This window comes from Bacteroides fragilis (genome assembly GCF_019583405.1).
In the GTDB taxonomy this organism is placed as follows: domain Bacteria; phylum Bacteroidota; class Bacteroidia; order Bacteroidales; family Bacteroidaceae; genus Bacteroides; species Bacteroides fragilis_B.
Genome location: NZ_SZUU01000001.1, coordinates 715,975 through 728,164, shown reverse-complemented (window position 1 = coordinate 728,164; position 12,190 = coordinate 715,975). Strand labels below are relative to the sequence as shown.

At 43.4% G+C, this 12,190-nt stretch carries 9 protein-coding genes and 1 riboswitch; of the genes, 5 read left to right on the top strand and 4 right to left on the bottom strand.

Annotated elements, in window-relative coordinates; genetic code table 11:
• Positions 1–3: 3 nt before the first annotated feature.
• The gene (locus tag FDF36_RS03105; protein ID WP_220390291.1) at positions 4–2,082 is read right to left on the bottom strand and encodes a TonB-dependent receptor plug domain-containing protein; all 2,079 of its coding nucleotides are present in this window, start codon (positions 2,080–2,082) and stop codon (positions 4–6) included.
• Positions 2,083–2,138: 56 nt separating this feature from the next.
• Positions 2,139–2,375: riboswitch (cobalamin riboswitch) on the bottom strand.
• Between the two features lie 810 nt (positions 2,376–3,185).
• On the opposite strand from FDF36_RS03105, the gene FDF36_RS03100 reads away from it, so the two are divergent.
• The 5 genes from FDF36_RS03100 to FDF36_RS03080 all read left to right on the top strand — a co-directional run bounded on the left by FDF36_RS03100 (position 3,186) and on the right by FDF36_RS03080 (position 7,181).
• Complete coding sequence (locus tag FDF36_RS03100; protein ID WP_005777974.1) at positions 3,186–3,953, top strand: threonine/serine exporter family protein; 768 nt, start codon at positions 3,186–3,188, stop codon at positions 3,951–3,953.
• The gene (locus tag FDF36_RS03095; RefSeq protein WP_220390290.1) at positions 3,950–4,435 is read left to right on the top strand and encodes a threonine/serine exporter family protein; all 486 of its coding nucleotides are present in this window, start codon (positions 3,950–3,952) and stop codon (positions 4,433–4,435) included. The genes FDF36_RS03100 and FDF36_RS03095 overlap by 4 nt, the downstream gene beginning before the upstream one ends.
• Positions 4,436–4,468: 33 nt before the next feature.
• The gene (locus tag FDF36_RS03090; protein WP_220390289.1) at positions 4,469–5,203 is read left to right on the top strand and encodes a DUF6064 family protein; all 735 of its coding nucleotides are present in this window, start codon (positions 4,469–4,471) and stop codon (positions 5,201–5,203) included.
• 71 nt (positions 5,204–5,274) lie between these two features.
• A complete protein-coding gene (locus tag FDF36_RS03085; RefSeq protein WP_220390288.1) occupies positions 5,275–6,609 on the top strand; it encodes a cobyrinic acid a,c-diamide synthase CobB in 1,335 nt (444 codons plus the stop codon).
• On the top strand, positions 6,609–7,181 hold the full coding sequence (locus FDF36_RS03080) for a cob(I)yrinic acid a,c-diamide adenosyltransferase (protein ID WP_220390287.1): 573 nt from the start codon (positions 6,609–6,611) through the stop codon (positions 7,179–7,181). The genes FDF36_RS03085 and FDF36_RS03080 overlap by 1 nt, the downstream gene beginning before the upstream one ends.
• A 147-nt stretch (positions 7,182–7,328) precedes the next feature.
• Here FDF36_RS03080 and FDF36_RS03075 read toward each other — a convergent pair whose 3' ends face one another.
• The 3 genes from FDF36_RS03075 to FDF36_RS03065 all read right to left on the bottom strand — a co-directional run bounded on the left by FDF36_RS03075 (position 7,329) and on the right by FDF36_RS03065 (position 12,163).
• Positions 7,329–7,907 (bottom strand): RNA polymerase sigma-70 factor, encoded by a 579-nt coding sequence (locus FDF36_RS03075; RefSeq protein ID WP_220390286.1) that lies wholly within the window; start codon positions 7,905–7,907, stop codon positions 7,329–7,331.
• Between the two features lie 353 nt (positions 7,908–8,260).
• Entirely contained in the window at positions 8,261–10,213 is a 1,953-nt protein-coding gene (locus tag FDF36_RS03070; RefSeq protein ID WP_220390285.1) for an alpha-L-fucosidase, read from the bottom strand.
• Between the two features lie 63 nt (positions 10,214–10,276).
• Positions 10,277–12,163: a RagB/SusD family nutrient uptake outer membrane protein gene (locus tag FDF36_RS03065; protein WP_220390470.1), complete on the bottom strand. Its 1,887-nt coding sequence runs from the start codon at positions 12,161–12,163 to the stop codon at positions 10,277–10,279.
• Between the last annotated feature and the right edge of the window lie 27 nt (positions 12,164–12,190).

Below are 12,190 nucleotides of genomic sequence, written 5' to 3'. Positions count from 1 at the left end.
TGGTTATTTCTTGAATCGGAGAGTTAAACTTACATATGCCATACGTCCCGGAGAAAGAAGTGCGTAGTTAACGCCATTGGGACGGGTATCACGTTTGTTGAAAATGTTGTCGATCCCCATGCCGAAGTCCAGTCCCAGGTGTTCGAATCCTGTCAGTGAATGTTTTACGTTCAGGTTCCACACCCCATAACCCGGAGCGTCACCATAGCTGTGTCCCGGATGGAAGCGTTTGCTCTGGAAACGTCCGTTGATGTTGATGTTCAGCAGATAGTCATCCCAAGAATGGCTGTAATTCCCCGCTACGGTTCCTGTATGGCGTACCGAGCGTTCGATGTTACCCCACACACCGTCCACACTTTTACCACGTGCATAAGCGAAAGCATAGTTTCCATTCAGGCTGAAGCCTGCACCGAGGTTGCTTGCTGCATTTATTTCAAAGCCACGGATAACACCCTTGTCGAGATTGCCGTAGAGTTTGTAATTGGAGAGCTTTTTGGCTTCGGCATCTGTCAGGTTGAAGTCTTTCTGAGCTTTTGCACGAAGTTCTTCACCATTGGGTAAGTCTTTGAGGGGAGTGGTGGTTGCGTTAATCATACCATTAATGTAATTCAGATAGCCCGTAACAGATACATTCAGACGGTTCGTGTTATATTCCAGATTGATGGAGTAGTAGTTACTGTGTTCTGCTTTCAGGTCTTTGTTACCTTGGGTAATGGTACTCCCCCCTGGCTTTACGAGATAATAATATAATTCATCCAAACCCGGAGCACGGTAACCGGTAGAGTATGTACCACGGATATTGAAAGCCCCCACGGAATACATCAGAGCTACTTTGGGAGTGAAACGTCCCCCGGCAAGTTCGTGATAATCGTAACGCACACCGGCAATACCTTTGAGGCAGTTCCATAATTTAATTTCGTGTTGTGCATAAGCAGAGGCCGTATAGATTGCTTTATCAACATTAGCACTGGGGCGGTCCAGGCTTTCCGAACGGTAGTCTACTCCGAATACCGTCATGTTGTCTTTCGCAAAGTTGAAGATACCTTTCAGTTCGGCATCATAGAAGTGCTGCCGTTTTGTTTTTGTATAATCACCAATTGCAATATTTTTTTTAGTGTCATCAACCAGGTACTTATAGTTCTGCATATAATTGTCGTTTATCAGGTCGAGTTGGATAGAAGACCGTTTATTGATTTTATAGCGTCCGCCTACACCGAAGTTATACGATTCGTAATGCAGGTCATATTTTGAACCTCCATCAATCTCTTTGTCGTATACCGGGCGGTCAGTCAGCTTCCAGTAATAACCGCCGTTGGCATAAAATGAAAGTTTTTCTGTTGGTTCGAAAGTGAACTTCTGATTTACTAAATTGGAGTGGAAACCATTGGACGTAGGCGATACCGTAGGTACTGTCGATACATTGCCTTTTTTATCAGTCACGTATGCTAAGTCACTGTTTCTCCACCCTGCGCTTTGTTCATGTTTGTAGGAGGTGTACGAACCGAACTTTTCAGTAGCGATGTCCGCATTTACCATTTGTGTCAGTTGGCGATGATCTTCATATCGGGTGGTGGAAGTTACCTGCATCAGTTCTTTCGGTTCATTGGTGATGATGTTGATTACACCTGCAATGGCATCAGAACCATAAAGTGATGAACCTGCGCCGTCAAGCACCTCGATGCGTTTCACGCGGCTCATGTCGATGCGTGAGAGGTCGATATTGTTCGCAGTGTCCCCTATCAGTTTTCGGCCATTAATCAAGATGAGTACATATTTGTTGGAGAGGCCGTTCATCATCAGGTAAGAACCCATTGAGTTGGTAGAGAATGAAAGGGAAGGAACGAGCATGGTCATTGCCTGCTGAAAGTCTGTGATACCGGCTTTCTTTATTTCGTTGGCAGTTACTACTTCCACCGGAGCCGGTGTGTTTTTCAGTCTTTGGTGTGTACCGGTACCTGTCACAACTACAGGGTTCAGGTCCACAGTCATCTCTTTGTCTTTGCCTGTTGCGTGTTGCTGTGCAAACGCACCCACCGCTGCACATCCTCCCAAGAGAATGGTCAGTAAGCATCTTTTGTCCATTGATGTTTTTGAATAATGTGTTAATAAACGGCCTTCCTGACCCCGGGACGGCACTGTTATCTATGTCTGCTCGGCAGGTTTCCTGACTATCCCTTTTTTAGAAAGCAACCTTCCCGCCTTGCCTTCCGGCATCGACAGTGGTATGTGTAGAAATGCTTTCCTTTCCTCCTTTGAACAGAATGCGGAGTATATGGGCATCACAGTAGCGGGCACTGTTCCGGATTCTCACCGGATTCCCTTTTATGCATCGAACGGAATGCTTCGACTGCATCACCTAAGCGGGGGCAAAGATATACATTTATTAGTTTATATAGAAATAAATTAAAGAATATACTTATTTATAGGTATATCGGAAAAGTGAAGTCTTTTATATTGGGAAAGGCGGATGTCTTTCAGTCAAAAGGACGCGGTTTACTGCTTATTTGTAGCAGAAAGAAGGAATTTGCTCCATTTTTAAAACAAGGGAAGAATTCTATATGTGTGAAATAGAAAAGTCCTCTGCATAAATATGGCATTAGTATACGATATTCGGATTGTATTGTGATTAAATATGCTTTGAATGATCAGAAATGATCGATTTCTTGCCTTTAGGAAGTTAATATTGTCTTTATATGAAGTTAACATCGTATTCGGAGGAAGTTAACATTGCGTTCAGAGGAAGTTAACATTGTATCCGGGTGAGATTAACACTCTAAAAAGAGGCACTAAAAGCTCTGTTTCTTACGCTGGTTGACTCCGTCTCGATGCTCGGCCGGATTAATCGTTTGGATTGTAATATCAGTTATTTATATGCTTTATGCTACAAAATGCAGTGGATATATTTTAATTTGCTTGGAAGATATGTTCACGAATGTTCTTTTGTTTTTGGAGAATTGTAAATACGGCGCTTTTTCCGGAGAGGCCTGGGACAGACTCCGAAAAATGCGCTATAAGCCATATAGAAAATACAAAATGGCAGAATGTCAAAATGTCAATGATGGAAGATGCTGAATGGAAGCAGGAAAGCGGTGCGAAACAAGATTTGGATAAAATGAAAGGTTGCATCATGTCTCTCTTTCCTATCTTTTTTGTACTTTTGCGCCCGATTTAAAAAAGTGAGCATTATGACTACAAATGAATCTTTGATTTCCATATCCAAGTTCATTGCCGGATATTCGGCCCATCTGATGGGAGCAGGTGTGCACACCTCACGTGTCATCCGTAACTCGAAGCGTATCGGAGAAGCCTATGGGGTGGATGTGAAGTTGAGTGTTTTTCATAAAAACATTATCCTGACCATTATTGATAACGAAACGCGTGAGGCTTGTAACGAAGTAATTGATATTCCTGCTCATCCGATCAGTTTTGAACACAACTCTGAATTGAGTGCTTTGAGTTGGGAGGTTTATGACAAACATCTGCCTTTACACGAGTTGGCGGACAAGTTCAATAAAATTATATCGGCACCGAAAATAGATCCGTTGTTTGTGCTTCTGCTGGTCGGATTCGCCAATGCTTCGTTCTGTAAGTTGTTTGGTGGTGATATCATTTCTATGAGCATTGTCTTTTCGGCTACTATCACGGGGCTTTTCCTGAAGCAACAGATGCAGAAGAAGAAAATAAATCATTATATCATTTTTATTGTTTCCGCTTTTGTTGCGTCATTATGTGCGTCGACGGCACTTATTTTTGACACTACCTCTGAGATAGCCCTTGCAACCAGCGTGCTTTATCTGGTACCGGGCGTGCCGCTGATCAATGGTGTGATCGATATTGTAGAAGGATATATCCTCACGGGATTTGCCCGGTTGACGGAGGCTGCCCTGCTGATTGTCAGCATTGCGATAGGTCTTTCGTTTACATTGTTAATGGTTAAAAACAGTTTGATATGATAACTTTAGATATTCTTTCCGATGGATTTTTTGCCGCAATTGCGGGTATTGGCTTTGGGGCTATATCCGATCCGCCGTTGCGGGCTTTCAAGATGATTGCGTTACTTGCGGCTGCCGGACATGCCTGCCGTTATTGCCTGATGACTTTTCTGGGGGTGGATATTGCTACGGCTTCTTTGTTCGGAGCATTGATTATCGGTTTCGGCAGCTTGTGGCTCGGGCAGAAAGTATATTGCCCGATGACCGTACTCTATATACCGGCATTGCTTCCGATGATTCCGGGTAAGTTTGCTTATAACATGGTGTTTTCACTGATTATGAGTCTGCAAACAATGAACGAGCCGGAGCGGCTGGGTAAATACATGGAGACATTCTTTGCCAACGGACTGGTGACCTGTACCGTTATCTTTATGTTGGCAGTGGGAGCCACTTTCCCCATGTTCCTGTTTCCTCACAAAGCATTTTCCCTGACGCGGCATTAATAAATTAATCTGTTTAATAAGAACCTATATTTTATGGAGATATTCTGGAAAACTATTGCGTATTATAATTCTGCTACCTGGATCTATCAGTTGCTGATCATTGTTGCCGGCTTGCTGCTGACAGTGATGCTAATAAAGAATCCCCGTCCATGGGTAAAGATGGGCATGAAACTGTATATGGTTTTTCTGTATTCGTGGATTGCCATCGCATACTATGCCATCTGTTGTGACGAGCGCAGCTATAACGGGTCGCTGGCTATGTTTTGGGTGGTTATGGCTACGATATGGGTGTGGGATGCCATCACCGGATATACCACTTTTGAGCGTACGCATAAATACGATATGCTTTCGTATGTGCTGTTGGCTTTGCCATTCGTATATCCTTTGGTGTCTGTCGCAAGGGGACTTGCTTTTCCCGGCATTACATCGCCGGTGATGCCTTGCTCGGTAACCGTTTTTACCATCGGTCTGCTTCTGTTATTCTCGCGCAAAGTGAATATGTTTCTGGTATTGTTCCTGTGCCATTGGTCTCTTATCGGTTTGTCGAAAACTTACTTCTTTAATATTCCGGAAGATTTTCTGCTGGCCAGTGCAACGATTCCCGCATTATACCTCTTTTTCCGGGAGTATTTCCTCAACAATCTGCATGCCGATACCAAGCCTAAAGCAAAATATATTAATTGGTTACTTGTTCTTGTCTGCGTATCTATCGGGATTTTACTGACCACGACCATGTTTCTGGAACTGGTGCCGACCCAGCAGCCATAGCGCATTTTTACAGATAAAGATATACCCTTAGAGAGAAATATCCGTATCTTTGCAGGATAAAAACTGACAATATGGAGTGTAGGATGATTTCTCAGTTTCTGATAGCAGCCCCTTCTTCGGGCAGCGGAAAGACAACGGTCAGTCGCGGATTAATGGCACTATTGATAAAGAAAGGGTTGAAAGTACAACCTTTCAAGTGCGGGCCCGACTATATCGATACCAAATATCATACGGCAGTTTGCGGGCGTCCTTCCATTAACCTGGATACCTTTATGGCTTCGGCAGAGCATGTGGGGGAACTTTATGCCCGTTATGCCACGGGGGCCGATGCCTGTATTGTGGAGGGAATGATGGGCATGTATGACGGATATGACCGTGACCGGGGTTCTTCGGCCGAAATAGCCCGCTTGCTGAATTTACCCGTCGTATTGGTAGTCGATGCCAAGTCGACGGCCTACTCGATGGCTCCTTTGCTTTCGGGCTTCCTTCATTTCCGTCCTGAGATAAGAATAGCGGGAGTTATCTTTAACCGTGTAGGGTCTCCCCGTCATTACGAAATGCTACAGGAAGTATGTAGCGAACTGGGTATTTCCTGTTTAGGATATTTGCCTAAGCGGGAGAATCTGGTGCAGGAATCCCGCTACTTGGGGTTGGACTTCAGCCGTTCGGGAGGGACGGATGCACTTGAGGAGTTGACCACCTTAATGGAAACACACATCGACTATACCCGCCTGCTTGAAGAGACAATGTTTCCTGCCCCCATACCTTCTACTCCGGATACTTTCCGACAAGGAGATTTAAAAATATCCGTGGCATGCAGTGCAGAGTCTTTTTCTTTCATCTATCAGGAACATCTGGATATACTTCGCCGTTTGGGAACCGTTACCTTTTTCAATCCTGAACACAATCGTCCGTTGCCGAAAGGAACCGATCTGCTCTATCTTCCCGGAGGCTATCCGGAGAAATGTCATACCCGGCTGAGTCGGGCTTGGCGAAGAATGCAGTCTGTCCGTAACTATGCTGAGTCGGGCGGGCGCGTGCTTGCCGAATGCGGAGGGATGATTTACCTTTCTAAAGGTATTCTCTTCGACCGGTCGGAACATCCGGGGATTGCGACCGGACCGCAAACATGGGTATTTCCTTTCTATATTTCAAGCCGTAAAGCCGACAGGCGTTTGACGTTGGGGTATCGGTCTTTCGATTATAACGGACAGCATCTTCGCGGCCACGAGTTCCACTATACGCAATTCGAACCGAAGCCGGAAGAACTGCCGGAGTCTGTCACTCAGGTATACAATGCCAAGGGAATACCTGTCGGTACACCTGTGTTCCGATACAAAAACGTGATAGCCAGTTACACGCATCTATACTGGGGAGAGATTGATTTACTTAAATTATTTGAATAATGAAACGAATCTATACACGGACCGGCGACCGGGGAACAACCGGTATTCATGGTGGAGAACGGGTAGAAAAAGACGATATCCGGATTGAAGCAAACGGAACCATCGATGAATTGAATGCGGTGATCGGCATAATCCGTTCATTGCTTCCACGAACACATGATTGGCAAAGGTTGCTGCATACCCTCCAGCGGGAGTTGATGGTGGTTATGAGTCATGTAGCGACTCCGTCGGCCATTCGCGACAAGAACCCGAACAGTCTATCACCCCATCTGGCAACCTTCTGTGAGCAGGAAATGGATGCGATGACGGCCGAGCTGAAAGAGAATGGTTACTTCTTGCTGCCCGGAGGCACACCGGTTTCTGCCCAATTGCAGTTTGCCCGCACAGTTGCCCGAAGAGCAGAACGCCGTCTTTGGACTTTGAACCGGCAAGATGCCGTCCCGGAAGAAATCCTGAGCTTTATCAACCGCTTGTCCGACCTGTTTTTTGTTATGGCACGCTATGACATGCAACAACAGGACTGGCCGGAAGAGCGCTGGCAGTCGTTCGCATATAAGACAAAGAAAAAATAAGGGGCTCGTACCTCTAAAAACTTTTCTCGGTAGATAATAAATATCTATCAGTTCTGTTTAATGTTTTGTCAAGAGCAAGCTATAATTTTCGTGTTTCCTGATATAGTACTTTTGTCTATCATGTATTAACCAATAAATATGGTTGTATTATTTTGAATAGTAAAAAAGTAATAGTAATAACAAGAAGTCCTTTAACTCTAATCGTAATAGTTTTAGTGCTTGCTGAATACGGTAAGCTACAGTTTGGTAAGAGACTCCCAAAGTTTCAGCAATTTTTTTATAATTCATGTGCTGAAAGCGGTGCATAATGAATGCCTCTCTATAAGCGTCAGGCAACGCAGCAACTGCTTCGTCAATTTTGTTCATCAACTCTTGTATCTGATAAAAGTCCACATCGTGTAGCACCTCTTGTATGTCTTCATGGAATTGGGTGAGAACACGTTGGGTTGTTTGATTATGTTCAATGCGGTTTAAAGCTTTACGATAGACCATCGTAAAGAGGAAAGAACTAAGTGATACGTTAATGATAAGAACTTCCCGGTTTTCCCAAACCCACAGCAAAGAGTCCTGCACAATTTCTTCTGCATCTTCTAAATCTACAAATCGGTTACCATAGTTACAAAGCAATTGATAATATCTATGGAATAATATATTAAAAGCTATATTGTCTCCTTTCTGGATGGCCTCCAGTAAAGAACTATCTTTTGGGTGGGTGTTTACTCTCATGGTACTGCAAATATAGCTTTTTTCTGCAAATAATAAGGTCGTGGTGCTAAAAATAATTTATCTAAAATTATTCTCTTTTTCCTATAAAGTGGCACATGCACTTTTGGGGTTTTGAATATCACCTTTTACATGTAATATCAGCTCTTTACGCGCACTTCCGTATTATTTATATAGGGAGTATGGCTTCATTAAAGAAAGTTTTCCAGGCATACTCATCTATAAGTATTGAATGATGTGATGGGGTACTTTTATGAGCGACAATGCTCATGATGCATGTCAACTAAGACAGACAAGTTAAAAATAAGTATTGTTTCATCTTGATAACCTATTGATTTTCTATAAAATTAGTCATGTTATTTTTCAAAAAGTCGTAAATCGGCTATTGTGAAAGTATGTGCATTCGACGTAGTTCCGAGAACTTCAAACTTAAGATAATGCACTTTGTCTGCATTTAGCGTAATAACCTGTTCTACCGGGTTATTTGTTATATTGCCGAAACGTCCTGATTTGGCAGGCTTTCCCCAGTTTATTCCATCGCCGCTAATATACATGGCGTAATTTTCAATATATCCCATACCGGTTTCTATCGGTAGATAAGAAAAACCTGATAAATTGCGAGGATTTTTCAATTTAAAGATAAATGCGGCAGGTAGTTTTTGAGCTTTGCCTTCCCAATGGGTGTCTGCGTTTCCATCAACCAGTGCTTTGTAATCATTGTTTGAAAGTGATGTAATTCCACTTAAGCTGATTTGTATATCGGAAGGAGGGATTACTTTCTGTTTCTTCCCTTGTCCTGTTTCGTCGGGTACTTGTTCCAGATAGTACATTGATAAATTGCCCCAAGAAACGGAGATGCGAGCATCTGTGAAACGTATCCGGAATTTGTCAGCGGTAATAGGCTCGGATAAACGGAGCATTTTCCGGAATCCGATGGTAGTACTTTGTGCTATCTCTTTCCAACCATTACCGGTCCAGACATCAATGGCAAAGCGTTCGACCCGCTGACCGAAATCGCGAACATTCTCCTGCAATTTTATGACATTGATCATAGCCGGTCGCTTTAATTGTATTTCTGCTACAGCAGCAGTTGTTCCGTCCGGTGTGTGCCAGGAGGTGAAAGGAGTATCGTCGGTTATAACGTCTGACGGTGTGTTACCCTCCCAACCGGAAACAGCTTTTACGGTAGCTCCCTTGGCATAGTCTGAATGCTTCATCCGGGAGATGATTTCTCCAAACTGAATCAATCGATTCGCATCTCTCTCCGGAATACATCCTGTAGGGTCGGGAGATAGGTTGGGGAGCAGGTTTGCATTCTGCCCAATAGTCTCGAAATAACTATCTACCAGATACTTCAGGGATTTTATGTTATCATCGTCCCGTTTGTTATAAAACCAACCTTTACGCAAGGGTAGCCCACCACGGGAAGGATACCAAACCAGCCTTTTTTTCTTCATCAGGTCGTCTATACTGCCCAGATTATGTAAGGTCGGGTTATATCCGGTCAATGACCCAAACAATGTTTCTGTATTGTTAATGCCTTGTACACACCATTCCGTTTCCCGGCCTTTTCCTTTTTCATTACCTACCCAACGTATGTCAGGGGCGTTGCCGGAAAGAAGTACGTCGGGTTGCAGCTCACGGGCTTTTCTGAATATCCGCTCCCAGTCAAATGGCATCTCAACACCGCTTACGTCATTTGTAGTTCCAGCTCCATCAAACCAGAGCAGATAAACCGGACCGTAGCCGGTTAATAATTCCTCCAATTGGTGGATGTAATAGTCATTGTAGGCTTCTGTTCCGTAGGTTTTTTCATGCATATCCCAAGGAGAGAGGTAGAGGCATAGTTTCATGTCGTATTTTCGACAGGCATCTGCGACTTCTTTCACCAAGTCTCCTTTACCGTTTCGCCAGGGAGAATTGGCTACCGTGTGCGAAGTATATTTACTGGGCCACACGCAAAAACCATCGTGATGCTTCGCTACTAAGATAACGCCACTAATTCCCGCATCTTTAAAGGTTTTGACCCACTTGTCGGCATCCAGTTGCGAAGGATTGAACAGGGAAGGATTTTCCTTCCCTGTTCCCCATTCCGCACCGGTGAATGTATTCATACCGATGTGTATAAAACCCAGCATTTCCCGCTGCTGATAATCCAGTTGCCGATAGGAGGGACGCACTTTTGTTGCCAATCTTACCACTTCTTCCCTCAATGGATTGTCCGGAAGAGTAACTGGAACACCTTCTTGTGCTATTAATCCACTCGACAGCAACGAAATAATCACAGCCAATGTAAGTTTTCTCTTCATTTTTAAATAATCTAATTTGGATTGTCTAATTTGTAATATATTTTATGCTTGCAAGTTAATTTCCTATTCCCACCCGGGATTGTTAGGTTTCAGTTCAGGGTTCAATGCAATTTGATTGGTTGGGATCTGGTAAAGATAATATTTATCCAACCATCCTTTACCTGATTTCTCAGGGCTATTGTACATGTAAATGAACCCTTCAGTCTTTCCAGTTGCATCGGCATAACCATTTTTCAAGTCAACAATCTGTCCCTTTGCACCAATCTGTTCTTTAGTTGCCCACTGTCCATATTGTATATGATTGATGAACCAAGGCGCTTTTTTCCATCGACGTACATCATAAAATCCGAAACCTTCACACATCAACTCAATAATACGTTCACGTCGTATTTCCCATAACACGGGATCTACACTCGGGTCTCTTTGGGGATCGAAAGCAGCATTTATCTCATTAACTTTCATGTCTGCTACATATGCGCGTTTGCGCAATTTGTTGATAGTGGCATCGGCCACCTCTTGAGTGAAGCCATCGGTTCCTGTTCCTGCTTTTTCAAACTTGGCTTCGGCATAGTTTAACATCACTTCGTCGATCTTAAATAATGGTACATCAGAAGTTCCTTCATTCTCTTTTGAATTGTCCCATACGTTATAATATCTATATACATAGTTTCCGCTACGAGCCACAATAAATCCTTGTCCTCCGTTGTTTGTAAAGAAGTGAGGTATTGTTTTCAATACTTTTCCTCCCCAATTCATCAACGGAAACACTTTGTGTTTTCCAGCTTCACCGTTTCCGCCGCCATAGCCGGTATAGTGAGTTATTCCCATTATATCCATAAATTCACGGTCTTTGGGATCATTTGTAAAGTCAAAGCTATCGTTGGAGTTTTTGGGAACGACACGGTAAGGAGGAACCACAGTCTCCAGCAGACGGCGGTCACGATTGCTAAACGTTGCATGCATACTTTTGTCGCCATCTTGTTTCCATTGATACAACGGACTGTTTGAAATCGTTTTACCATCACTGCAAAGATACATATCAATGATATGTTGGGGCATTTCCACGTTATGAGTAGACGTTCGTTCTACATGTGTAAGTACATAGTTGGTCATCTCTTTTGCAATATACTCTTTGTATAAAATGATTCCCGGCATACCTTGCAGATCGGATGTTAGCATTTCTCCCCAGTCACTATTCAAATCTGAATAGGTGTCCATTAACTTTTTTGAATAGTTGATACATTCATCAAGATACTTGTTTTCGTCTCCCAATCCGTGATATTTACGCCAAGTACCTTCGAACAGGCAAAAGCGAGAAAGGAGAGCACGTACTACATGTACATTGATCGTATTAGCACCGTCACCGGCTTCTCCGATGTTTTCTTCGGCATATTTCAGATCACTCAATACATGATCGGCTACTTCCTTTCGCGGAGTCCGAGGACCATAGGTTACTTCCGTATCGCTATCTCCCAATACATGGTCAATCCAAGGTACATCTCCGAAACGGGCTATTAATTCCATATAGTAATAAGCGCGGAAAAAATATCCAACCGAACGCCAATGAGCCTTCTCGGCATCTGTCATTTCTGATTTATCAATATTGGTCAGCATGACATTGACCCTGTAAACGTAAGAGAAATCCCAACCGTTACCCGAAGCCACGCTGGAGATGTTCTGAAAGGCATATGGATTGCCACCATCCTGACGGCGCATCAGGTAACCGGCATATATGTCACTTTGATAAGATAGGGCACTGGCATAACTACCGCCTGTGCCCGGTCTTCGTAAAATATTTCCGTTCTCAAATACACTGTATAATCCCCAAGAATAAGTCTTGAAGGTATTGTAGTTGCTGAACACCGTTTTTTCTGTCAGCGAAGTATCCGGATAGAGTTCCATAAAGTTGTCATTGCATGAAGTGAATCCAATCGCAATTGCTGACAACATTAAATATATTATTTTTTTCATAATCAC

Excerpts from the sequence above, each read along its gene's own strand:
- FDF36_RS03065 (WP_220390470.1), bottom strand. The coding sequence starts at position 12,163 with ATGTTGTCAGCAATTGCGATTGGATTCACTTCATGCAATGACAACTTT.
- FDF36_RS03075 (WP_220390286.1), bottom strand. The coding sequence starts at position 7,907 with ATGAGAGTAAACACCCACCCAAAAGATAGTTCTTTACTGGAGGCCATC.
- FDF36_RS03085 (WP_220390288.1), top strand. The coding sequence starts at position 5,275 with ATGGAGTGTAGGATGATTTCTCAGTTTCTGATAGCAGCCCCTTCTTCG.
- FDF36_RS03105 (WP_220390291.1), bottom strand. The coding sequence starts at position 2,082 with ATGGACAAAAGATGCTTACTGACCATTCTCTTGGGAGGATGTGCAGCG.
- FDF36_RS03090 (WP_220390289.1), top strand. The coding sequence starts at position 4,469 with ATGGAGATATTCTGGAAAACTATTGCGTATTATAATTCTGCTACCTGG.
- FDF36_RS03095 (WP_220390290.1), top strand. The coding sequence starts at position 3,950 with ATGATAACTTTAGATATTCTTTCCGATGGATTTTTTGCCGCAATTGCG.
- FDF36_RS03080 (WP_220390287.1), top strand. The coding sequence starts at position 6,609 with ATGAAACGAATCTATACACGGACCGGCGACCGGGGAACAACCGGTATT.
- FDF36_RS03070 (WP_220390285.1), bottom strand. The coding sequence starts at position 10,213 with ATGAAGAGAAAACTTACATTGGCTGTGATTATTTCGTTGCTGTCGAGT.
- FDF36_RS03100 (WP_005777974.1), top strand. The coding sequence starts at position 3,186 with ATGACTACAAATGAATCTTTGATTTCCATATCCAAGTTCATTGCCGGA.